At 64.5% G+C, this 22,071-nt stretch carries 24 protein-coding genes; 16 read left to right on the plus strand and 8 right to left on the minus strand.

The annotated features are described in order from the left end of the window. Complete coding sequence (locus AWC27_RS13145; protein ID WP_085670882.1) at positions 1-1,200, minus strand: TetR/AcrR family transcriptional regulator; 1,200 nt, start codon at positions 1,198-1,200, stop codon at positions 1-3. A gap of 14 nt (positions 1,201-1,214) precedes the next feature. Beyond that, complete coding sequence (locus AWC27_RS13150) at positions 1,215-1,607, minus strand: limonene-1,2-epoxide hydrolase family protein (RefSeq protein WP_085670883.1); 393 nt, start codon at positions 1,605-1,607, stop codon at positions 1,215-1,217. Positions 1,608-2,022: 415 nt separating this feature from the next. Between AWC27_RS13150 and AWC27_RS13155 the strand changes: the two genes are divergently transcribed. From AWC27_RS13155 to AWC27_RS13215, 13 genes are read left to right on the plus strand one after another with little or no spacing between them, the layout of a single operon-like run. Beyond that, positions 2,023-2,808, plus strand: coding sequence for an MlaE family ABC transporter permease (locus AWC27_RS13155; RefSeq protein WP_085670908.1), 786 nt, complete (start codon positions 2,023-2,025; stop codon positions 2,806-2,808). A gap of 9 nt (positions 2,809-2,817) precedes the next feature. Beyond that, the gene (locus AWC27_RS13160) at positions 2,818-3,633 is read left to right on the plus strand and encodes an ABC transporter permease (RefSeq protein ID WP_085670884.1); all 816 of its coding nucleotides are present in this window, start codon (positions 2,818-2,820) and stop codon (positions 3,631-3,633) included. A 2-nt stretch (positions 3,634-3,635) separates the two neighbouring features. Continuing rightward, complete coding sequence (locus AWC27_RS13165; RefSeq protein WP_085670885.1) at positions 3,636-4,988, plus strand: MCE family protein; 1,353 nt, start codon at positions 3,636-3,638, stop codon at positions 4,986-4,988. Further along, positions 4,985-6,013, plus strand: a complete 1,029-nt coding sequence (locus tag AWC27_RS13170) for a virulence factor Mce family protein (RefSeq protein ID WP_085670886.1) — start codon at positions 4,985-4,987, stop codon at positions 6,011-6,013. Before AWC27_RS13165 ends, AWC27_RS13170 begins: the two co-directional genes overlap by 4 nt. Next, positions 6,010-7,257 (plus strand): virulence factor Mce family protein, encoded by a 1,248-nt coding sequence (locus tag AWC27_RS13175; protein WP_085670909.1) that lies wholly within the window; start codon positions 6,010-6,012, stop codon positions 7,255-7,257. The genes AWC27_RS13170 and AWC27_RS13175 overlap by 4 nt, the downstream gene beginning before the upstream one ends. After that, the gene (locus tag AWC27_RS13180; RefSeq protein WP_085670887.1) at positions 7,254-8,495 is read left to right on the plus strand and encodes a virulence factor Mce family protein; all 1,242 of its coding nucleotides are present in this window, start codon (positions 7,254-7,256) and stop codon (positions 8,493-8,495) included. The genes AWC27_RS13175 and AWC27_RS13180 overlap by 4 nt, the downstream gene beginning before the upstream one ends. Continuing rightward, a complete protein-coding gene (locus tag AWC27_RS13185) occupies positions 8,492-9,631 on the plus strand; it encodes a virulence factor Mce family protein (RefSeq protein ID WP_085670888.1) in 1,140 nt (379 codons plus the stop codon). The genes AWC27_RS13180 and AWC27_RS13185 overlap by 4 nt, the downstream gene beginning before the upstream one ends. Further along, a complete protein-coding gene (locus AWC27_RS13190) occupies positions 9,632-11,044 on the plus strand; it encodes an MCE family protein (protein ID WP_085670889.1) in 1,413 nt (470 codons plus the stop codon). Continuing rightward, complete coding sequence (locus tag AWC27_RS13195; RefSeq protein WP_085670890.1) at positions 11,011-11,541, plus strand: mammalian cell entry protein; 531 nt, start codon at positions 11,011-11,013, stop codon at positions 11,539-11,541. Before AWC27_RS13190 ends, AWC27_RS13195 begins: the two co-directional genes overlap by 34 nt. Next, positions 11,538-12,041 (plus strand): hypothetical protein, encoded by a 504-nt coding sequence (locus AWC27_RS13200; protein WP_139836974.1) that lies wholly within the window; start codon positions 11,538-11,540, stop codon positions 12,039-12,041. The genes AWC27_RS13195 and AWC27_RS13200 overlap by 4 nt, the downstream gene beginning before the upstream one ends. A gap of 10 nt (positions 12,042-12,051) precedes the next feature. Next, positions 12,052-12,402, plus strand: coding sequence for a DUF732 domain-containing protein (locus AWC27_RS13205; RefSeq protein WP_085670891.1), 351 nt, complete (start codon positions 12,052-12,054; stop codon positions 12,400-12,402). An 11-nt stretch (positions 12,403-12,413) separates the two neighbouring features. Beyond that, entirely contained in the window at positions 12,414-13,049 is a 636-nt protein-coding gene (locus AWC27_RS13210; protein WP_085670892.1) for a CAP domain-containing protein, read from the plus strand. Positions 13,050-13,090: 41 nt separating this feature from the next. Further along, the gene (locus tag AWC27_RS13215; protein WP_085670893.1) at positions 13,091-13,423 is read left to right on the plus strand and encodes a DUF4333 domain-containing protein; all 333 of its coding nucleotides are present in this window, start codon (positions 13,091-13,093) and stop codon (positions 13,421-13,423) included. Here AWC27_RS13215 and AWC27_RS13220 read toward each other — a convergent pair. From AWC27_RS13220 to AWC27_RS13235, 4 genes are all read right to left on the minus strand, one after another. Then, positions 13,368-14,354: an NAD(P)H-dependent flavin oxidoreductase gene (locus tag AWC27_RS13220; RefSeq protein WP_372516829.1), complete on the minus strand. Its 987-nt coding sequence runs from the start codon at positions 14,352-14,354 to the stop codon at positions 13,368-13,370. The genes AWC27_RS13215 and AWC27_RS13220 overlap by 56 nt on opposite strands. A gap of 1 nt (position 14,355) precedes the next feature. Beyond that, positions 14,356-14,760, minus strand: a complete 405-nt coding sequence (locus AWC27_RS13225; protein ID WP_085670895.1) for an NYN domain-containing protein — start codon at positions 14,758-14,760, stop codon at positions 14,356-14,358. Positions 14,761-14,786: 26 nt separating this feature from the next. Continuing rightward, entirely contained in the window at positions 14,787-15,065 is a 279-nt protein-coding gene (locus AWC27_RS13230) for a hypothetical protein (protein ID WP_085670896.1), read from the minus strand. 149 nt (positions 15,066-15,214) lie between these two features. Beyond that, positions 15,215-15,856 carry a PE family protein gene (locus AWC27_RS13235; protein ID WP_085670897.1) on the minus strand — a complete coding sequence of 214 codons (642 nt, stop codon included), beginning with the start codon at positions 15,854-15,856 and terminating at the stop codon, positions 15,215-15,217. Between the two features lie 390 nt (positions 15,857-16,246). Here AWC27_RS13235 and AWC27_RS13240 point away from each other — a divergent pair, with 390 nt between their 5' ends. Further along, complete coding sequence (locus tag AWC27_RS13240) at positions 16,247-16,561, plus strand: PE family protein (RefSeq protein ID WP_245847030.1); 315 nt, start codon at positions 16,247-16,249, stop codon at positions 16,559-16,561. A gap of 129 nt (positions 16,562-16,690) precedes the next feature. Further along, entirely contained in the window at positions 16,691-18,133 is a 1,443-nt protein-coding gene (locus tag AWC27_RS13245) for a condensation domain-containing protein (protein ID WP_085670899.1), read from the plus strand. 12 nt (positions 18,134-18,145) lie between these two features. On the opposite strand, the gene AWC27_RS13250 is transcribed toward AWC27_RS13245, so the two are convergent. Both AWC27_RS13250 and AWC27_RS13255 read right to left on the minus strand, forming a co-directional pair. Next, a complete protein-coding gene (locus AWC27_RS13250) occupies positions 18,146-18,829 on the minus strand; it encodes a response regulator (RefSeq protein WP_085670900.1) in 684 nt (227 codons plus the stop codon). Then, on the minus strand, positions 18,811-20,508 hold the full coding sequence (locus AWC27_RS13255) for a sensor histidine kinase (protein ID WP_211281624.1): 1,698 nt from the start codon (positions 20,506-20,508) through the stop codon (positions 18,811-18,813). Before AWC27_RS13255 ends, AWC27_RS13250 begins: the two co-directional genes overlap by 19 nt. A 208-nt stretch (positions 20,509-20,716) precedes the next feature. Here AWC27_RS13255 and AWC27_RS13260 point away from each other — a divergent pair. Next, the coding region (locus tag AWC27_RS13260; protein ID WP_169726777.1) for a PE family protein at positions 20,717-22,071 on the plus strand (1,355 nt) is incomplete at its 3' end.

Consider the following 22,071-nt stretch of genomic DNA (forward strand, 5'->3'; position numbering starts at 1 on the left):
TTATCGGCTGGTCAGGATGGACATGGCGATCGCGGTGATCTCGTCGGCAACTCCGGCGTAGCGCGTGAGATGCCAAGTGCGGGCAACGTCTTCGACGAAGCTCATCGCAGCGGCAACCAATATTCGCCCCTCGGCAGCCGTAGTCGCGGGAACCAGTTCGGCGATGAGCTCGATCCACACCGCCTCGCGGTCGGCCTGATTCCTCAGGTAGCCGTCACGCACCTCACCCGAGGCATGCGACAGCTCGGTGACTGAAACGGCGACGAGGTCGGGAGCGTCCAGGCTGATCCGGACATGCCCGGCGATCAAGCCGTGTAACCGTTGTGCCGCTTGCGAATTCGCCCGAATCGCTCGAATGGCTTCAAGGCTGCGCCACTCGTCGAGACGGCGAATGAGTGCGTCCAGGATGGCCTGCTTGGAGGCGAACGAACGGTACAGACCGGGGCCTGCGATACCGGCGCCCTTACCGATCTCACTTGTGCTGACAGCGGGATAACCCTGCGCGCGGAACAGCCGGGCACCTGCGGCTAACAGGGTTTCGTAGCGAGAGAACAACACACCGTCCTCCTCGCGCGCGGTGTCGAACGGCGTCAGCTCGCAGACCGGTGGTGTAGTGGCTGCGGCCATACATGCTTGGTACAGACGCTGTTTGAGCTCGTCGGCCGGTAACGTCAGGTTGTGTCGTCCCAGGCTGGTCAGCGTGCTGGACACCGCCCACGCCCGCAGCTCTGAATGTTGCGGGCTGAGATCCGGCACTTCGAGCAGGACGTTGTCGCGCATGCCGGCGACGATCGCGTTGATGCGGCGGCGGACCTCTGCGCGGTCGTCGTCGTTGAGGTAACGAGATTCGCGCTGCCACAACACCGTTAAGGATCGTGATGCGACGGCCGCTGCGATCAGGTCAGGTAGCTCGGCGTGCAACGGCCGCGGTGTCGGCTCGGCCTCACCGTCGGTGAGCCGCCGCGCGCTCAGGTACTGATCCTGGCCGGTTCGGATCGCTTCGGCGAGCAACGCCTGCTTGTTGTCGTAGTGACGGTACAACGCTCGCGCGGTGACGCCCGCCGCCTCGGCAATGTCCTCCAACTTGACCGAATGGAAACCACGGTCGATGAACAGACCGACCGCCTGCTCCAGAATCTGCTGCTTTCGGTCCTTAGGCCGGCGCCTAATGGGTTGGGCCAGGGTCCGCGTGGTCTCCATCGGCTGGGAACCCCCTATAGCTTCATCCCGCTCTGCCCCTCGAAGTCCGCAAGGTCAAAGTAGTCGCTGAAACGAGTGATCTTGCCATTCTTGACCTCGAACACGCCGGTCACCGGCAGCACGACTTTGCGGCCATCGTTCATTGTGAAGTAATCGACGCGCTCGACAAGCACTCGTCCGGGCTCAGCGGCCAAGGTGACGATATCGAGCTTGGCGTCGGAGAACGCGTCCAGAAATGCCTGAAAGATGCTGCGGATGCCGACAATTCCCTCGATCGGCCGCACGGGCACGTTGTGGTAGACGGCATCGTCGGCGAAGGCGCCACAGATCGTTTCGAGCCGGCGGTCTTGCCAGGATCCGAGAAAATCACGGACGAGCTGCTCGCTGGCTTCCTTGGTGTCGGTCATTCGCGGATAGCTCCTTACTAGCCTGGTATCGGATTAACAAAATACATGAGACCGATCTAATGCGCCATGACATGGTCATACGGTGTGCGCAGCGACGCTAGTATCTGATATCACCTATGGACATATAGCCACCTGCGCAGCCGCGCGGATGCCCCGCGCCCCTGCGCACACCCACTTCACGAATGCGATATCGCCGGCGATATCGCATTGCCGAGGCACTCATGACTACCGGCGCCATCACGGCGTCGATCGATACTATCCAGATACATGATATCGGTTAACTAGCGGTTTGCGTCGCTATTTGCGACTAGATGGTCACTGTATATGCGTATCGCCTATGGACATGAGGGCGTCGTGGCGCGTACCCTCGCGGATGTCACTTGTCCACTTCGACCTAGCGGGGGTGCGCGGCGACATGGTGATTGCGGTCGGCAGGGTTCCCAACGCGGCCACCAGACCGCTATGGGCAATGGGTGGCTTCTTCGCGATGTCACTGGACACGTTCGTGGCCATGTTCAGGCCGCCTTTCGCCTGGCGCGAGTACCTCTTTCAGTGCTGGTTCGTGGCACGGGTGTCGACGCTGCCGGGGGTGTTGATGACCATCCCGTGGGCGGTGATTTCGGGCTTCCTCTTCAACGTCCTGCTGACCGATATCGGCGCCGCGGACTTCTCCGGCACCGGCTGCGCGATCTTTACCGTGGACCAAAGTGCCCCAATAGTCACAGTTTTGGTCGTTGCCGGGGCCGGCGCCACCGCCATGTGTGCCGACCTGGGCGCCCGAACCATCCGCGAGGAACTCGACGCGCTACGGGTCATGGGCATCAACCCAATTCAAGCGCTGGCGGTGCCCAGAGTATTGGCGGCCACGACGGTGTCGCTGGCCCTGAGTTCAGTGGTGACCGCGACAGGGCTGATCGGCGCGTTCCTGTGCTCGGTTTTTCTCATGCACGTCTCGGCGGGCGCTTGGGTGACCGGTCTGACCACGCTGACCCACACGATCGACGTCATCATTTCGATGATCAAGGCGACGTTATTCGGGCTCATGGCGGGACTGATTGCCTGCTACAAGGGCATGTCGGTCGGCGGCGGGCCGGCCGGCGTAGGCCGGGCGGTAAACGAAACTGTGGTCTTTGCCTTCATCGTCCTGTTCGTCATCAACATCATCGTGACCGCCGTCGGTATGCCGTTCCTGGTGTCCTGAGGTGAAGCCATGACGATCACGAGAGTTGTGGTAAGCGAGTGGAACCGAATGGGATCGCAGATGCGGTTCTATGTCAGCACGCTGACCGGGATTCCCGACGCCGTCATGCACTACCGCAGCGAGCTGCTGCGGGTGATCGCCCAAATGGGTTTGGGCGTGGGAACTCTCGCCGTGATCGGGGGAACCGTGGTCATCGTCGGATTCCTGGCGATGACCACCGGCGCGATTGTGGCGGTTCAGGGCTATAACCAGTTCGCCTCCGTGGGCGTGGAGGCCTTGACCGGCTTTGCCTCGGCGTTCTTCAATACCCGCGAAATTCAGCCTGGCACGGTGATGGTCGCGCTGGCTGCCACCGTCGGTGCCGGTGCCACCGCTCAGCTGGGGGCGATGCGGATCAACGAAGAAATCGACGCGCTCGAAGTGATCGGCATCCGCAGCGTCAGCTACTTGGCGAGTACCCGGGTACTAGCGGGGGTGGTTGTGGCCGTACCGCTTTTCTGTGTAGGCCTGATGACGGCCTACCTGGCCGCCCGCTTGGGCACGACAGCCGTCTACGGTCAGGGGTCAGGCGTCTACGACCACTATTTCAATACTTTTCTGCGGCCAAGCGACGTGCTTTGGTCCTCGCTCGAAGTCGTCATTGTGGCCCTGATGATCATGCTGGTGTGCACCTACTACGGGTACACCGCGCACGGCGGGCCGGCCGGGGTGGGCGAAGCGGTCGGCCGGGCCGTGCGTGCCTCGATGGTCGTCGCATCGATCGCCATCGTCATCATGACGCTGGCCATTTACGGCCAGTCTCCCGACTTTCACTTGGCGAGTTAGCCGTGAGCCGCCGGCCGGGTCGACACCGTCTGCACGATGCGTGGTGGACGTTGATCCTGCTCGCGCTGGTCGCAATGGTTGCCCTGGTGACGACGGTGTCCTTCAACGGCACCCTGCGCTCGTATGTGCCGGTGACGCTGAGGGCCGATCGCTCCGGGCTGGTCATGGACGGCGGCGCCAAGGTCATGATGCGCGGTGTGCAGGTCGGCCGGGTTGGCCAGATCGGCGACGACGAGCGCGGCACCAGTCTCAAACTGGAAATCGACCCCGATCAGATCCGCTACATCCCAGCCAACGTCGAGGCCCAGATCAGCGCCACCACCGCGTTCGGCGCAAAGTTCGTCGACCTGGTAATGCCGCAGACCCCAAGTAGCGCAAGGCTTTCCGCCGGCGCGGTATTGCATTCGAAGAATGTCAGTACGGAGATCAACACAGTCTTCGAAAACGTCGTCGACCTGCTGAACATGATCGATCCGCTCAAGCTCAACGCCGTACTGACTGCCGTCGCCGATGCGGTGCGCGGACAAGGTGAACGCATCGGCCAAGCAACCACCGACCTCAACCAGGTACTGCAAGCACTGAACGCGCGCACCGAAACCATCCACCAGGACTGGCGCTCCTTCAAGAACTTCAACGACACCTACAGCGCGGTGGCCCAGGACATCATGACCATCCTGAACGCCGCCAGCACCACCAGCACCACAGTGGTGAGCCATTCGGCGCAGCTGGATGCATTGCTGCTCAACGTCATTGGCCTGTCAAGCTCCGGCACGAATCTGCTCGCGGCAAGCAGAGACAACCTCGTCGCCTCGGTCAATCTGCTTGAGCCGACCACCAACCTGCTCTTCAAGTACAGCCCGGAGTACACCTGCTTCCTGCAGGGCACCAAGTGGTATCTGGACAACGGAGGCTATTCGGCCTGGGGTGGTGCGGACGGCCGGACCCTGCAACTCGATGTCGCGCTCTTGCTGGGCAACGACCCATACGCATACCCGGACAACCTGCCGCTTGTCTCGGCCAAGGGCGGTCCCGGCGGACATCCCGGCTGCGGGTCACTACCGGACGCCACCAAAAACTTCCCGGTGCGCCAATTGGTCACTAACACCGGGTGGGGGACTGGGCTAGACATCCGGCCCAACCCCGGCCTCGGACACCCCTGCTGGGCCGACTACTTCCCGGTGACTCGCGCCGTGCCGAAACCGCCTTCGATCCGCCCATGCATTCCGGGGCCCGCAATCGGGCCGAACCCCGGTGGGCCACCGTACGGGGCGGCGCTGTACGGACCGGGCGGTGTGCCGCTGTGGCCGGGAATGGCCCCGGCCGAACCCGCCCCCGAACCCGGGGAGCATCCGTGAGAGAGAACCTCAGGGGCGTTGTCGTACGCCTGGTCATCTTCCTGACGGTGTGCCTGCTGACCGCGTTCTTGCTGATCGGGGTATTCGGGGAGGTGCGATTCGGCGAAGGCAGGATCTACTACGCGGAATTTGCCAACGTGTCCAATCTCAGGGAAGGCAAGCTGGTCCGCATCGCCGGTGTCGAAGTCGGCAAGGTCAAGAGGATTTCGATCAACTCGGATGCGACGGTACGGGTCCAGTTCAGCGCCGACGACTCGGTGATACTCACGCAGGGCACCCTGGCCGTCATCCGATACGACAACCTCTTCGGCGACCGGTACCTGGCGCTGGAGGAAGGGGCGGGTAGCCTCACCAAACTGAGCCCAGGCCAAACGATTCCGCTGGCGCGCACCAGGCCGGCACTGGATCTCGACGCCCTGATCGGCGGCTTCAAGCCGCTGTTTCGAGCGCTGAACCCCGATCAGGTCAACGCGCTGAGCGAGCAGTTGCTGCAGGCGTTTCAGGGACAAGGTCCCACCATCGCGTCATTCCTGGACCAGGCCGCCACCATCACCAACACTCTGGCCGACCGCGATCAGCTGATCGGGCAGGTAATCGACAATCTCACCGTGGTGTTGGGTTCGCTTGGGGGACAAAGTGATCGATTGGACCAAGCAGTGGTATCGCTGTCTCAGCTGGTGCACGGGCTTGCCGAACGCAAGGCCGACATCGCCAACGCGGTGGCATACACCAACGCCGCTGCCGGCTCGATCGCCTCGCTGCTGAACCAGGCCCGGGATCCGTTCTCGGCAGCGGTGCGCGAGACCGACCGCGTGGGGACCATCGCGCTTGCCGACCACGATTACCTTGACATCCTGCTCAATACGCTGCCCGACAAGTACGAGGCGCTGGCACGCCAGGGTATGTACGGCGACTTCTTCGCCTTCTACCTCTGCGATGTCGTGCTCAAGGTCAACGGCAAGGGCGGCCAGCCCGTCTACATCAAAGTGGCCGGGCAGGCCACGGGGCGGTGCGCGCCGAAATGAAGTCCTTTGCCGAACGAAACCGGCTGACCATCGGCTCGGTCGGCGTGATGTCGGTTGCCGGAGTTGTGTTGGGCGCCCTGCAATATCAGCACCTGCCCTTCTTCGAGCAGGGCAAGACCGTCGCCGCCTATTTCGCCGACGCCGGCGGGCTACGGACGGACAACACCGTCGAAGTCTCCGGCTACCCCGTGGGAAGGGTGTCCAGCATCGAGCTGGACGGTCCGGGCGTGCTGGTCAAGTTCAACGTAGACAACGGGATTCGGCTCGGTGACCGCACCGAGGTGGCGATCAAGACCAAGGGTCTGCTAGGCAGCAAATTCCTCGACATCATCCCCCGTGGCGAGGGCCAGCTGAGCGGTCCCATTCCGATCGAGCGCACCATGTCGCCCTACCAGCTACCCGACGCACTCGGCGACTTGGCCTCCACCATAAGCGGATTGAACACCAACCAGCTCTCCTCGTCACTCGACGCCCTGGCACAAACCTTTGCCAACACACCGGCGGACTTCCGTAACGCCGTTCAAGGGGTTGCCCGGCTCGCGCAAACGCTCGACGAACGCGACGCCCAACTGCGTCGCCTGCTGGACAATGCCGCCAAGGCGACAGGGGTGCTGGCCAAGCGTACCGATCAAATCGTGGCCCTGGTGCACGACACCGGTGCACTGTTGGCGCAATTACGAACGCAAAGCGCTGCCCTGGACCAGATCTGGTCCCACATCTCGGCGGCAGCACGGCAATTGCAGGGCTTCATCGCCGAGAATCGACAGCAGCTGCGCCCCGCACTAGACAAGCTCAACGGGGTGCTGGCCATCGTCGACAACCGCAAAGAACGACTGGCGCAGGCCATTCCGATGCTCAATTCCTACGTCATGTCGCTGGGCGAATCACTTTCGTCCGGACCGTTTTTCAAGGCGTACGTGGTGAATCTGTTGCCGGGACAGTTCGTGCAACCTTTCATCGGCGCGGCGTTCTCCGACCTGGGGCTCGATCCAGCCACGCTGCTGCCGTCGCAGTTAACGGACCCGCCAACCGGTCAGCCGGGCACCCCGGCATTACCGATGCCGTACCCGCGCACGGGCCAGGGCGGCGAACCGCGGTTGACACTGCCTGACGCGATCACCGGTAACCCCGACGATCCGCGCTACCCGCTGCGGCCCGAACCGCCGGCGCCGCCGCCGGGCGGTCCACCACCCGGACCACCCGCACAGCAGACGCCCGCGCAGCAGCCGGGAGTCCAACCGTGACAACCAAACTCAGACGTACCCGCTCTGCGCTGGCGACCGCACTCACCTTGGTGTTCGTTGCGGGCGTGATCGTCGCGATGCGGGCGAGCGACCAGACCGACCGAACCATCGTGGTCGCCTACTTCGACAACAGCAACGGCGTGTTCGCCGGGGACGACGTGCGAATCCGCGGTGTGCCGGTAGGCAAGGTCCTCAAGATCGAACCGCAACCGCTGCGATCCAAGATCTCGTTCTGGTTCGACCGCAAGTACAAAGTGCCCGCCGACGCCAAGGCGGCGATTCTATCCCCGCAGTTGGTGACCGGCCGTGCCATTCAGCTGACACCGCCGTATACCGGTGGGCCCACCATGGCCGACGGCGCGGTTATTCCGCAGGACCGCACCGCGGTGCCGGTCGAATGGGATGACTTGCGGGCACAACTGCAGCGGCTCACCGAACTACTGAAGCCCACCCAACCAGGGGGGGTCAGCACGCTGGGTGCCCTGATCAATACCGCCGCTGACAATCTGCGCGGACAGGGCGCCACCATCCGCGATACGATTGTCAAACTGTCGCAGGCGGTTTCGACGCTGGCCGACCACAGCACCGACATCTTCGCCACCTTGAAGAATCTGTCGACTTTGGTGACGGCGCTGCATGACAGCGCGGATCTGCTCGAGCAACTGAACAACAACCTGGCCGCGGTCTCGTCGGTGCTCGCCGACGACCCGAACAAGATCGCTCAGGCCGCCGAGAACCTCGCAGCAGTAGTGGCGGACGTGGGAAGCTTCGTCGCGCAGAATCGGGACGCGGTCGGCACGGCGTCGGACAAACTCGCCTCCATCAGCAGGGTGCTGGCCGCCAGTCTGGACGACCTCAAGCAGACCCTGCACATCGCCCCAACCGTGCTGCAGAACTTCAACAACATCTTTGAACCGGCCAATGGTTCCCTGACCGGCGCCCTGGCCGGCACCAATATGGCGAATCCAATCGCTTTCCTGTGCGGGGCAATTCAGGCCGCGTCACGCTTGGGCGGTGAGGAAGCCGCAAAGCTTTGTGTGCAATACATGGCGCCGATCGTGAAGAACCGTCAATACAACTTTCCCCCGCTGGGGGAGAACCTGTTCGTCGGCGCGCAAGCGCGACCGAACGAGGTCACCTACAGCGAGGATTGGATGCGGCCCGATTTCGTTCCGCCGGCCACCGACCCCGCGGCCGGCTTACGTGGCTTGATGATGCCGCCGCAAGGCGGCTCATGAGTATCCGTCTGCTTGTGCTGATGGTCGCCGCGGTGACCGGCGTATCCGGTTGCGGCTGGCGCGGTCTGAACTCGCTGCCACTGCCCGGTACGCAGGGCACCGGCCCCGGGTCATATGTGGTTCAGGCGCAACTGCGCGATGTCAACAACATTCAGCCGAATTCGCGGGTGCGCGTCTCCGACGTGACGGTCGGCCATGTCACGAAAATCGAGCGGCAAGACTGGCACGCGTTGGTGACCATGCAGCTCAACAGCAGCGTCGACTTGCCGGCCAATGCAACGGCGAAGATCGGCACCACCAGTCTGCTGGGCTCATACCATATCGAGTTGGGTGTACCGAAAGATGAACCACCCCAAGGTAGGTTGCATGATGGCTCGCTGATTCCGCTGGCGCGCGGCGGTGCCTATCCGAGCACCGAGCAGACGTTGGCGGCATTGTCGTTGGTGCTCAACGGCGGCGGGCTGGGCCAAATACAGGACATCACCGAGGCGCTGAGCACCGCGTTTCGCGGCCGTGAACACGACCTGCGCAGCCTGATCGGGCAGTTGGACAAGTTCTCGGCATACCTCAACAACCAGTCCGGCGACATCATCGCGGCTACCGAAAGCCTCGACCGCCTGGTCCGGAAGTTCGCGGCCCAGCAACCCGTGCTTGACCGGGCGCTGGCGACCATCCCCGACGCGCTAGGGGTGCTCAACGAAGAGCGGGACAAGCTTGTCGAGGCCGCCGACCAGTTGAGCAAATTCAGCGCACTGACCGTCGATGTCGTCAACAAAACCAAAGCGAGCCTGGTCAACGAATTGCGGGAGATCGGCCCGGTTTTGGAGTCGCTGGCCAACGCCGGCCCGGCCCTGACCCGGTCACTGTCCCTGCTGGGTACCTTCCCATTTCCGAACGAGACCTTCGAGAATTTCCAGCGCGGTGACTACGCCAACCTGACGGCGATCGCCGACCTCACGCTCAGCCGCATCGACCAGGGCCTATTCACCGGAACCCGCTGGGAGTGTCATCTGACCCAACTCGAGCTGCAGTGGGGCCGCACCATCGGCCAGTTCCCCAGTCCGTGCACCGCAGGCTATCGCGGTACCCCCGGCAATCCTCTGACCACCCCCTACCACCAGGATCAGGGGCCCTAGATGCTGCATCTACCGCGACGAATCGTGTTGCAACTGGCGGTCTTCAGCGTGATCGCGATCGGCGTACTGGCCGTCACCTTCCTGCACTTCGTCAAGCTACCGGCCATGTTGTTCGGCGTGGGCCGCTATACGGTGACGCTGCAGTTACCCGAAAGCGGCGGGCTCTACAGCACCGGCAACGTTACCTATCGCGGTTTCGAAGTGGGCCGGGTCGAATCGGTGCGGCTGACGAACACGGGTGTCGAGGCGGTGCTGTCGCTGAAATCGGGCATCGATATTCCGTCGGATCTCAAAGCCGAGGTGCACAGCCACACCGCGATCGGCGAGTCCTATGTCGAGTTGCTGCCGCGTAACGCCACCTCGGCGCCGCTCAAGGAGGGCGACGTCATTGCGTTGGCCGACACCTCGGTACCACCCGACATCAACACCTTGCTCAGCGCCGCCAATACCGCTCTTCAAGCGATACCGCGCGACAACCTCAAGACCGTCGTCGACGAGTCCTATACGGCCGTGGGCGGTCTGGGTCCCGAGCTTTCCCGGCTGATCATGGGGTCTTCGAAGCTGGCGATCGATGCCCGCAATAATCTTGACCCGCTCGTCGCGCTGATCGACCAAGCCCAGCCAGTACTCGATTCGCAGACCCACACCTCTGATGCCATCCAGGCCTGGGCCGCCCAACTGGCCGCGGTCACCACGGAATTGCAGACGCACGACCCGGCCGTCGCCAACCTCATAGATCAAGGCGGCCCGGCGCTGGGGGAGATGCGTCAGCTGATCGAGCGCGTGCAGCCCACCCTGCCCATCCTGTTGGCAAATCTGGTCAGCGTCGGCCAGGTCGCGCTCACCTACCAAAACGACATCGAACAACTACTGGTGGTGTTCCCCATGGCGATCGGCGCCGAACAGGCCGGCATTCTGGCCAACCTGAACACCAAGCAGGCATACCGGGGTCAGTATCTGAGCTTCAATCTCAATCTCAACCTGCCGCCGCCCTGCACCACCGGGTTCCTGCCGGCCCAGCAGCAGCGCGTCCCCACTTTCGAGGACTACCCTGGCCGTCCAGCCGGCGATCTGTATTGCCGGGTGCCCCAGGATTCGCCGCTGAATGTCCGTGGCGCCCGCAACATCCCGTGTGAAACCGTGCCGGGCAAGCGGGCCCCCACGGTGAAGTTGTGCGAGAGCAACGAGCAGTACGTGCCGCTCAATGACGGCTTCAACTGGAAAGGCGACCCCGACGCCACGCTGTCGGGTCAGGACATTCCACAGCTGCCGCCCATGGCCGCCGCCCAGTACGACCCGGCCACCGGCGCTTACATCGGACCCGACGGCCACCAATACACCAGATCCGACCTCGCTCAACCCGCGCCGAAGGACAAGACATGGCAAACGATGCTGCTGCCGCCGGGCAGCTGACCGAGGACGAGACGCCGGCGGACCCCCGGCGTGCCATCGTTACCGGCCTGGTGATAGTCGCCATGATGGGACTGTTGTTGTGCTGGTTCGTGATTCGTGCCGGCCAGGCACAACAGACGCAAGCCCGGCGGGATCACTTTCTGCAAGTGGCCAAGCAGGGCGCGCTGAATCTGACGACGATCGACTGGCAGCGTGCCGACGCCGATGTGCGCCGCATTCTGGATGGCGCGACGGGGGAGTTCTACGATGACTTCGCCAAGCGATCACAGCCGTTCATCGAAGTACTTCAACAAGCCAAGGCGACCACGGTCGGCACCATTACCGAGGCCGGACTGGAGTCGCAGACCGCCGATACGGCCCAGGCACTGGTAGCGGTGTCGGTGCGCACCTCGAATGCCGGTGAAGCAGAACCGGTTCCGCGGGTGTGGCGAATGCGGATCACGGTCCACGAGGCAGGGGAGCAGACCAAGATTTCTCGCGTTGGATTTGTGCCATGACCCAGGCGAGCGGTCGCAACCACTGGTCACGCGTGATCGCCTACGGGCTACTACCCGGGCTGGCACTGATGTTGGCGTGCGCGGCCGGCTTCGCAAAATGGCAGGACAGCTCCGCGCGCGACGCCGCGCGTGCCTGCACGGAATCCGTGCAGGCCGCCACCGAAGGCACCATCGCGCTGTTGTCCTACCGGCCCGATACGGTGCAGAGCAATCTCGAGGCCGCGCGGGGCAGGCTGACCGGTACGTTCCTCAGCGCCTACACACAGCTGACTCACGACGTGGTAATTCCCGGCGCGCAGCAGAAACAGATCGCCGCGGTGGCCACCGTCTCGGGCGCCGCGTCGGTATCTGCTGCTGCCACTCATGCCGTCGTCTTGCTGTTCGTGAACCAGACGATCACCGTCGGCCAGGACGCACCGACCAGCACCGCATCCAGCGTCCGCGTCGGCCTGGACAAGGTCGACGGACGTTGGCTCATCTCGCAATTCGATCCGGTCTGAGATCACGGCGATGCGGCACCTACCAGCACCCCACCTGCCGCCGGCAGCGGCGGCCCTCGGGGTTGTGCTGTCGCTTGTTCTGCTGACGGCGCCAGCTGCGCGCGCCGACGTGGTGGCCTATCTGGTCAATGTGACGGTGCGTCCCGGGTATAACTTCGCCAATGCCGACGCCGCCTTGAGCTACGGACATGAGCTCTGCGAGAAGGTATCTCAAGGCCGCGGCTACGCACGGGTCATCGCCGACGTCAAGGCCGACTTCACTACCGTCGACGAATACCAGGCCGCGTATCTCGTCGGACAGGCGGTCAATGAGCTGTGCCCCGCGCTGATCTGGCAGTTGCGAAACTCCGCGACCCACTAAGGGAGAACGACATGCAGTATCGACCGCTGGCGACGTCCGCTCTGTTCTCCGTTTCAGTTGCCACGGCCGCGCTGGGCGGTATGCCCACCGCCCACGCCGATAACAAGCGGCTCAACGACAGCGTGGTGGCCAATGTCTACACCGTTCAGCACCAGGCCGGATGCACGAACGATGTCAAGATCAACCCGCAACTGCAACTGGCAGCGCAATGGCATGCCATCGATATGCTGAACAACCGAGACCTCAACGACGACATCGGTTCTGACGGTTCGACGCCGCAAGACCGCGCCAATGCCGCTGGCTTCCACCGGAAGGTCGCCGAAACCGTGGCGATCAATCCCGCGGTAGCGATCAGTGGGATCGAGTTGATCAACCAGTGGTACTACAACCCGGCATATTTGGCGATCATGTCGAACTGCGCTAACAGTCAAGTGGGCGTGTGGTCGGAGAACAGTCCGGATCGCACCGTCGTGGTGGCGGTTTACGGGCAGCTCGGCGCGCCGCCCGCTACGGTGGCTTCGCAGGAGAACGTTCCGCTTGATCCCAGCCCAGACTACGACGCCAGCGACGAAATCGAATATGGGATCAGCTGGTTGCCGTGGATCCTGCGTGGCGTTTATCCGCCGCCGGGAATGCCGCCGCAATAGACGATTCAGGCGGGGGTCACGGTGAACGCTAACATCGCGACATGAACCCACAGCGTCGTGTCGTCCATGCAGCCGGTACCCGAGTGGCCGCGGTTGCATGCATCGGCCTGATTGCACTGCAGACGGCCGGATGTTCGCGCAAGTCGACCGTCAAACCCGAAGGGGCCGCGCAGTCCGTCGTCGACGTGGTCTCCAAGCAGACCGGCTTTCACCCAAGCGATGTGCACTGCCCGTCGGGCGTGGAGGCGAAGGTGGGCGGGCAATTCGACTGCCACTTCACCGGCCCGGAGGGCAAGCCTTACACCGCGCACATGCGTATCACCAAGGTCGACGGCGACCAGATTTTGTTCGACGTCCAATCGCGCCCGAGCTAAACCCGCCGACGCGACGGGCGGTGGCTGCCAACACCTCTCGGCACCCAGCCCACATCTGCTCGATGATGTCGGCCGCCGGTGGCAGGTCGTCGATTCTGCCGGCCACCTGACCGGTGTTGGCGACGCTGGCATCCATGTCGCCGTCGAAGTACAGCCGCTGCACACGTTGCAGGGCGGCGCCGCCTTCGGCGAAAGATGCTGAGGCGTCGATCTTTTCCGCGGCGGCCGTTCGGATCACCCGCATCATCCGCTTACCGTCGAGCGGCAGCATGACGGTCGATGTCTCGTCGGCGCTGACCACCGCCTGCTTGAGGTTGCCGTGTACCGGCGAATCCGCTGAGGCCAACAGTCGCGTGCCCATCTGCACAGCGTCGGCACCCAATACGAACGCGGCCGCCATGGAGCGGGCATCGCAGATGCCTCCGGCGGCCACGATCGGCAGGTCGACGTGGGCCGCCACCAACGGCAGCAGCACCATGGTCGAAGCGCCGAACCGATTCTTGAACCCGCCGCCTTCGACGCCTTCGACCACCAGGCCATCCACGCCGGCGTCGACGGCCTTCTTGGCCGCGGCCAGCGTCCCGACCACATGAAACACGGTGATGCCGGCATCGTGCAGCCGGGCGGTGAACAGCGACGGAGCACCGGCCGAGGTGGTCACGAAGCGAATCTCGTTGGCAGCCAGGAGATCAACGACGGCCGGGTCGCGGTTGAACATGAGTGCGATGTTGGCTCCCACCGAACGGTCGGTGAGGTCGCGCACTCGCTGCAGGTCGGCTCGGCCCTGCTCCGAGGTGGTCTCGATGATGCCCAGCCCACCCGCGTTGGACACCGCCGCCGCCAGTTGGGCACCGGCGATGTAGGTCATTGGCGCCTGGATTATCGGCACCTCGATTCGGGCCAGCGCACAGACCCGGTTGCGAGCGGGCATTTCAATCGCCATGGCGTTCTTGGGATTTGGCGCCGCGTGGATCGATGAGGTCGCGAAAGGCCTCCGCCCGGTAGACGGAGGCCCCCGCCGCACGCACCCGGTCGGTCAACGCTTTGTCTGATGTCACGACCCGAATCTCGCTGGGCTCGGGGTCGGCTTGCACCAGGCGGACGATCTCGTCGTCGCCGGAGTTCGCGCCAGCGCGGGGCGCGTGTGCCACCTGGATGACCGACGAGTCGATGGGTGTCTTCGGTGGCTGCTCCAGCACCACGGTCACCTGGTCACCGTTGGCGCCGGCCCACCGCTCTAGCCTGTCCACCAGCCCGACCATTGCACCGTGCCGGTCTTTCCACCAGCCGTCGGGGCGGCTACCGATCACGTTCATGGCATCGACGATCCAGCGCATGCCGCGGGCCTACTCGCGGAAAGCGCCTAGATCCATCTGCGCCACAGGGGTTTTCTATTGAGCTGTTGACGGAAGTTCTCGATGTGCTGTTCAGCGATACTCGCCTCCACCGCTCCCAGCGCGTTGACCACCTCTAGATGCGAAAGGATGAGCAACCCATTGAGTTGCTTGAGCCGCTCCGGACTTGCCAGCGACTCTTCGTCGTCGACGTAGACCAGCAAGAAGTCACGCAGCGCCTGGCTGCCGGTCATCCGCTCGGGAACCTTCATATTCCGCAAGATGGTGGCCATATCGGGGCTGGTCACTACATGCCTCCTTCACGATGGGTAACAGGGCAAGCGTAGGAGACCCGGCCGAGCTCGCGGACAGGCATGGGGGTAACGCCGCGGTGCGCAAAAGTGCGGTGTGGTTTTTCACCAGCTATGCGGCCGGCCCGGCCGCTGAACACAACCCGTTACGTCAGGCGTTCGCCCGGCTGCAGCTGTTGTTCGTTTGGGTCTCGATCGTCCTCGTCGGCGGGCTCGGTGGCCGAGGCCAAGCCCGGCTTGGAAGCACCGGCCGGGGCACCGGCACCCATCCCGCTGCCCACCGGAGCGCCACCGCTCATCGCCGAGGAACCGGCGCTGGCGGCCGTCGAGACCATCGGCGACGACGACGCCTCCACCGCCTGAGACACCAGCGGACCGCGCGCCAGCGCTTCGGCCTGCGCCTGCGCCTGCGCCGGCAAACCACCCAACAGACCCGCACCGCCGGTCGAGCCGGCCGCGCTGGCGGGGCGAGACATGGCCGCGGCGCTGAACGTCAAGGCGCCCGCGGCGTTGTCGTCGGAGTCGCTGTACATGCGGGCGATGTCGGTCAGCGCCGTGCCAGTGCGCATCAGTTCTTCTTGAGCCGCGGTGTTCGACGCCAACATGGAGGCCGCTTCCTGGGCAAACGCCAGAACTGCCTGCGCGGAAACCTCCTCGGCGCCGGCGGGAATCAGCCCGCTCAACACCGACATCGCCGCCGTGCTTGCGGCACTCAAACCCTGGCTACCAATGTCGACCAACTGCGAGCCGATGTCGCCGGCGGCCGGGTCGTGGGACATGGAATCCATCTGCCTGCTGCTCCTGTCGATCGGTGCACGAGCCGTGCCGACGATCGCCGGAAACCGGCGGTCAACAGGCCCGATGCGCAAGAACGATGGCTCGATTCTAGACCTCGCAGGATTGGCACACCCGAAAAGCGGGCCAGCTACCCGGCCCGCACCCCAACCGGTGAGCACAATGCGCAAAACCAGGAAATCGCCGCTAACTCCGACTTTCGCTCACAAGCGCGACACCCGCGCCCCGGCGCCGTAAGTTCGGTATCACGTTATTCGCCACATTGCGGTGCGAAATGTACTGGTGCCAGCCGAAAAGCCATTCAGGAATGGATCTTCTGCCACTTTTATGTCGTGCAGAGATTTTCGGCACTACGCCATCGAGGGGTACGAAAAATGCAATCTATGACATTTCATCCGGTGGTCGCCGACATTGGCGATCAAATGGTCAATATCGGTCTTGACAGCCTGGCGGCCGGTTCGAAGGCGTCGATGTCGGTGACCAGCCTCATCCCTGCCGGGGCTGACGAGGTCTCGCTGCAGGCAGTTACCGCTTTCCACGCCGATGCCGCCGAACTGCTGGCTTTGCACCAAGCGGCCCAGGAAGAGCTGATGCGGACGGGCCAGGCGCTAACCCAGATCGCGCAGACTTACGCCGAGGTCGACGAGGCTGCCGCGAACACTCTGGTATTCGGGTTCAATCCGCTGCCGTACCACTGACACCATTTCTTCCGGCTCGCAGCCGCGCAATGCAATGCGGTCCCGGCGCGAACGGAATCCATTCGCGCGTGCCGCTAATCCATTTGCGCCACACAAACTATCAGCATCACACAGACTAGGATTGAGAAATTGGTAGCACTGGGCACGATAAACGAATGGCAACCACCGCACGGTCTGGTCACCACCTGGACGGCATCGTCGGCGGCACGCGAAGCGGCCCGAGTCGCGCAGCGCAGCGATCTGCCGCCGAGCTTTCAGCGAAATCGACACCTTCGGACGGCTCGTGACGGCAGCGCTGCGCTTCGCAAGCAACCCCGATTGATGATCGTGGCCTGGGACATGCCGGGAATCTGCGATATCGCGGCGATGACGGCGGCGCTCAACGCGCACGTGCGCCGCCACGACACGTACCACGACTGGTTCGAGTACCAGGACGACGTCTTCGTCCGCCGCACGATGGACCCGGCTGACATCGACCTGGTTCCCGTGGCGTTCGGGTTCATGGACGCCGAGCAAATCCGCACCCACGCCCTGGCGACCACGCCGGCGACACTTGAGTGGGACTGCTTCACGTTCGGCATCGTCCAGCACCGGAAACACTTCACCTGCTACGCCAGCGTCGATCATCTTCACGTCGACGGCATCTCGGCCGGCCTGATCTTCCTGGACATTTGCGTGATGTACCAGGGTCTGCCCCAGGCGGCCACGCTCACCCGAGTTGCCAGCTATCGGCACTACGCCGCACGGCAACGCGCAAAGGTCGACAGCTTGACCTTGTCGTCGCCGGAGATCAAAGACTGGATCGAGTTCGCGCGCGATGTGGACGGCAACTGGCCCGGTTTCCCGCTGCCGCTCGGTGACACGTCGTGTGACAGCAAGGGCGACTTCCTGACTGTCGAGCTGCTGGACGCGGCCCAGACGAAGGCCTTCGACACCGTTTGCCGGCGGGCCGGTGCCCGATTCAGCGGCGGAGTCATGGCGTGTGCGGCGCTGGCCGAACACGAACTGACCGGGACCCAGACCTATCACGGGTTCACCCCGTTCGACACCCGGACGCCGGGGACCGACACGATGACCGTGGGCTGGTTCGCCAGCCTGGTTCCGGTCACGGTGCCAATCGGCACCGGGTCATTTCCCGAGTCGGCCCGGGCCGCGCAACGCTCCTTGGACGCCGCCAAGGGGCTGGCCGATGTCCCGTTCGAACGCGTCCTCGAGTTGGCAACGCCGGAGGAACTCGGCATCACGCTGAGCACCAGGCCGGCGATGATGGTGTCGTATCTGGACATCCGCAAGATACCGGTCGCGGCGCTATGGGAAACGACGAACTTCGGTGCCTACGGCGACAATTTGTCACACGGCGGTGTCAACACTTGGATTACCCGACATACCGCTAAGACCACCGTGACGATGTCCTTTCCGGACAACCCGGTCGCCCGCGAATCGGCGTACCGCTACCTGGCGACGTTGGCCTGCGTATTCGCAAAAGCGGCCATCGCACGCCACGACGGCCGAATCCCGTTGCAGATCATGCGCATTCGTACCGGCTGCACCCTGCGTGCGGTCGGCCGGTGACGAAGATGATGTTCAGCGTGTCGCCCGAGTCGCGCGGCCGTCACTGGCCGCGAATTCCTGTTCAGGTCGTCCCGTCGTGCCGTAGCGCAGTCCGACGGTGACGTCCCCGGTGGTCGCCAGCGCCGCCAGATACCGTTGAGCCGTCGCCCGCGAGATCCCGATCGCCGTGGAAACTTCCGCGGCCGACATCGGCAGCTCCGAGGTTTGCAAAGCCTGCAGGACAAGCTGTTTGGTGGGGGAGGCCGCCGTTGTCGACGTCGGCGCCGGGGCGACTTTGGGGCGCAGCGCATCCAGTGCCGCATCCACATCGCCGGCGCGCAGATTGGCGCCGGCAAGGATCTTCCGGTAGCGGGCGTAGCCGGCCAGCCGGGCGGCGAGCTCGGTAGTAGCGAACGGCTTCACGAGATAGCTGACGGCGCCTGCGGCCAGGGCCGCACGGATCGTCTCTGATTCGGTGGCCGCCGTCAAAACCATTGCATCGCAGTGTAATTCGCGGACGAAATCGATCCCGGATCCGTCCGGTAGATAGACGTCGACCAGGGCGAGGTCGACAGGTTCGGCTTGCCGCGCGGCCGCGAGGGTGTTGGCGGTGCCAGCCACCGTGAAGCCCGGCATCGCGTTGACGATTCCGGCGTGCATGTTGGCGACGCGGAAGTCGTCGTCGACCACCAGCACGGTCAGCTCTGCGCCGCCCATTGCTCCTCCTCTGCCATCACACCCGGCAACCGGGCGATGAACTCCGCACCTGGCAGGCCCGGCCCTGATTCGGCTTTGCCGGGGCTCGACAGCCAGAGATCACCGCCGAGGGAACGGCTGATCTGGCGGGACAACGCCAGCCCGATACCCCGCCCGCCGGGTATGCCGGAGTCCGGCTTTGTCGTCCGGCCCTCGGTGAAAAGCTGCTCGACGAAATCGGGTGCGACGCCGTCGCCACTGTCGGCAACCGTGACGTGCAGCGTCGAACCCTCTTGCAGCAGTTCGACTTCCAGCTCTTTGGCCGGACTCTCGCCGGTTCGGGCTGCATCTATCGCGTTGTCGATCAGATTGCCCACCACGGTGGTGACGTCCACGGGCAGCTCCAATCGGCCCGAGACCCAAGTGTTTTCGCCGATCTTCAGCGTCACACCGGCTTCCCGGGCCCCCGCGGCCTTGGCCGCCAGAAAAGCCTGCAGGTGGGCATCGCGAATGGAGTCGATACCAGGGACCGCCGATCCCAATGGGCCCGAGCCCAACAGCTCCTCCAGATACTGCAATCCCTCCTCGACGTGGCCGGTGTGCAACAGTCCGTTCAGCAGGTGCAGCCGGTTGGCGAACTCATGGCGCTGTGCGCGCAGCGTCGTACTCATCACCTGTACCGCGTCGAGTTGGCGCGTCAGCGATTCGACGTCGGTTCGGTCACGCACCACCAACACGGTTCCCAGGGCCCGCCTGTCGCGGGTTACCGGCCGCGCCGAGACCACCACTATTCGTTCCCCGACGGTGGCCAACGTGGGTGCGGTCTTGTCTGAGGCGGCCTTGAACACATCCAGGACCCGCGGCGTCAGCCCAACCTCATCGATCGAGCGGCCCAGCTCGTCGCCGATCTTGAGCAGCCGGCATGCCTCATCGTTGACGAAGGTGATGCAGCCGGTGTTGTCCGCGGCCACCACGCCCTCGTCGATGCCGTGCAGCACCGCCGCCTGAGTGCGCACCAATTCGGCCATCTCGGCCGGTCGCAGACCCAGGGTCAGTCCCCGCCATCGACGGGCCAGCGCAACCGAGCCCACCACACCGATCAGCAGTGCCGCGCCTCCCAACGGGGCCAGCACCCGAAGATTGTGCGAGAACTGTTCGTCGAACGCCTTCGTGGAGATGCCGACGCTGACCATCCCCAGCACCCGATCCGAACCAGGCGCCAGCACTGGGACTTTGGCGACGATCGAGCGTCCCAGGGTTCCGGCCTGATGCAGCACCTCCTCGTGTCCGGCCAGCGCCTCGGCGGGATCGGTACTCACCCTGCGGCCCAGTTCGTCGCGATGGGGATGGGCGAGCCGTACGCCCTGTGTGTTGGCGATGACCACGAACTGCACGTGCGTGCGCTGTTCAACGCGTGAGGCGACGGTTTGCAGCGGACCGGCTGCCAGTTCGTCCACCAAAGCCGGGGTCGGGCTCAGCCCGGTGTCCTCGTAGCGGGAGATGTTGCCGACGACTGTCGGTGAAGAGGCCACCACCCGCGCGATATCCAATGCGTGCTCGCGGTACTGCAGGTCCAAGCGGTGACGGTTGAACTGGGCGAAAAGTCCGAACGCGACGACCAGGGTCAGGGTCACGAGGACGAGTTGCAGTAGCAGTACCCGGCTGGCGAGCCGCAAGTCGATGCGACCCTTGGAGGCCATGGGGGGACCCTACCACGCTGTTTGAGCAAAATGCGCAAAAGCCGTCGGGCTCCCCCAATGGGAGGAGAGAATTTCATCCGGCAAATCGCTCATTCGCCCGATACGCATGCAGTCGCCGCAGGTCAAAAGTGATCGGTACTGGGCCCAGATGCCGCCCCGGAAAGCCACTCGAACAATAGCCGCTCGAACAAAAGGGGATCGAGAAGCGATGTCGTACACATTTGTTACCACAGACGCATTGGCAACGGCAGCGTCAGACATGACGCACATCGGCTCGGCATTGCATTCGGCGAACGCCATGGCCGCGGCCCCGACTACGGCGGTGCTGGCGGCGGGCGCCGACGAGGTATCGCTGGCCGTGGCGTCGCTGTTTTCCGGCCATGGACAGGCCTATCAGCAGTTGAGCGCTCAGATGAGGGCGTTTCACGACACGTTTGTGCAGACCCTCACGTCGACTTCGGCCAGCTATGCGGCCGCCGAGGCAACCAACGCGACACCATTGCGGACCCTGGGACACGAGCTACTGCACGTCATCAATGCCCCGACCGAGGCGCTGGTGGGCCGCCCGCTGATCGGCAATGGAGCCGACGGCTCGGCGGGCTCGGGGGCATCCGGAGAAGCCGGCGGCATCCTATTGGGCAACGGCGGAAACGGCGGATCCGGCGCTGCCGGCCAGGCCGGTGGCGCGGGCGGTGCGTCCGGGCTGATCGGCAACGGCGGCGCGGGTGGGGCTGGCGGTGCCGGCGCGAACGGCGGCACCGGCGGGCACGGCGGCTGGTTGTACGGACATGGCGGCAACGGCGGCAACGGCGGCAGCGCGACGTCGGTCACCATGGCCGGCGGCAGCGGGGGCGCCGGCGGCAATGCCGGGCTATGGGGCGCCGGCGGTCATGGCGGTAACGGCGGTGCCGGCATGGCCGGGGCCGATGCGGTCAATCCGGCAGCGGTTAGCGACCCCAACCTCAACGGCACCGCCGGCACGAGTAATCAGGTCAACAAAGCCGGCGCTGTCACCGGCGGCAACGGCACTGCCGGCGACGCCGGCGGCGCCGGCGTTAACGGCGGGAGCGGAGGCAACGGCGGCAACGCCGATACCACTCAGGCCAAAGGCGCAACCGCCGGATCCAGCGCCCAGGCCGGTAACGGGGGAATTGGCGGCGACGGCGGCGCGGGCGGTGCCAGCGGCGGCGACGGGGGTGCGGCCGGCTATGGCCGCACCGACAACAACGTCGCCGCCGGCGGTTGGGGTGGTAACGCCGGCAACGGCGGCGCCGGCCTGGCCGGTCAGGGCGGCAGCGCTGGTGGCGCCGGCGGCGGCGGAGGACGCGGCGGGTTGTTGGTGGGCAACGGCGGCGACGGCGGCGTCGGCGGCAACGGCGGCTACGGCGGCAGCGGGTCTGACGGGGGCGGCGGCGGTGCAGGCGGTGGCCACAACTCCATGGATTCGTCGTCCACGCTCGCGGCGTACAGCACCAATAACAACGCCTTCGGCGGCAATGGCGGATCCGGCGGCGACGGCGGGGCGGGCGGCCAGGGTGGCCTTGGGGCCGCCGGGGGTGCGGG

Origin of the sequence: Mycobacterium szulgai, assembly GCF_002116635.1 — a bacterium.
GTDB lineage: Bacteria > Actinomycetota > Actinomycetes > Mycobacteriales > Mycobacteriaceae > Mycobacterium > Mycobacterium szulgai.

Coding starts and splice junctions, on each gene's coding strand:
- AWC27_RS13145 (WP_085670882.1), bottom strand. CDS start 1,200: ATGGAGACCACGCGGACCCTGGCCCAACCCATTAGGCGCCGGCCTAAG.
- AWC27_RS13150 (WP_085670883.1), bottom strand. CDS start 1,607: ATGACCGACACCAAGGAAGCCAGCGAGCAGCTCGTCCGTGATTTTCTC.
- AWC27_RS13155 (WP_085670908.1), top strand. CDS start 2,023: ATGGTGATTGCGGTCGGCAGGGTTCCCAACGCGGCCACCAGACCGCTA.
- AWC27_RS13160 (WP_085670884.1), top strand. CDS start 2,818: ATGACGATCACGAGAGTTGTGGTAAGCGAGTGGAACCGAATGGGATCG.
- AWC27_RS13175 (WP_085670909.1), top strand. CDS start 6,010: ATGAAGTCCTTTGCCGAACGAAACCGGCTGACCATCGGCTCGGTCGGC.
- AWC27_RS13185 (WP_085670888.1), top strand. CDS start 8,492: ATGAGTATCCGTCTGCTTGTGCTGATGGTCGCCGCGGTGACCGGCGTA.
- AWC27_RS13190 (WP_085670889.1), top strand. CDS start 9,632: ATGCTGCATCTACCGCGACGAATCGTGTTGCAACTGGCGGTCTTCAGC.
- AWC27_RS13195 (WP_085670890.1), top strand. CDS start 11,011: ATGGCAAACGATGCTGCTGCCGCCGGGCAGCTGACCGAGGACGAGACG.
- AWC27_RS13200 (WP_139836974.1), top strand. CDS start 11,538: ATGACCCAGGCGAGCGGTCGCAACCACTGGTCACGCGTGATCGCCTAC.
- AWC27_RS13205 (WP_085670891.1), top strand. CDS start 12,052: ATGCGGCACCTACCAGCACCCCACCTGCCGCCGGCAGCGGCGGCCCTC.
- AWC27_RS13210 (WP_085670892.1), top strand. CDS start 12,414: ATGCAGTATCGACCGCTGGCGACGTCCGCTCTGTTCTCCGTTTCAGTT.
- AWC27_RS13215 (WP_085670893.1), top strand. CDS start 13,091: ATGAACCCACAGCGTCGTGTCGTCCATGCAGCCGGTACCCGAGTGGCC.
- AWC27_RS13220 (WP_372516829.1), bottom strand. CDS start 14,354: ATGCCCGCTCGCAACCGGGTCTGTGCGCTGGCCCGAATCGAGGTGCCG.
- AWC27_RS13225 (WP_085670895.1), bottom strand. CDS start 14,760: ATGCGCTGGATCGTCGATGCCATGAACGTGATCGGTAGCCGCCCCGAC.
- AWC27_RS13235 (WP_085670897.1), bottom strand. CDS start 15,856: ATGGATTCCATGTCCCACGACCCGGCCGCCGGCGACATCGGCTCGCAG.
- AWC27_RS13240 (WP_245847030.1), top strand. CDS start 16,247: ATGACATTTCATCCGGTGGTCGCCGACATTGGCGATCAAATGGTCAAT.
- AWC27_RS13250 (WP_085670900.1), bottom strand. CDS start 18,829: ATGGGCGGCGCAGAGCTGACCGTGCTGGTGGTCGACGACGACTTCCGC.
- AWC27_RS13255 (WP_211281624.1), bottom strand. CDS start 20,508: ATGGCCTCCAAGGGTCGCATCGACTTGCGGCTCGCCAGCCGGGTACTG.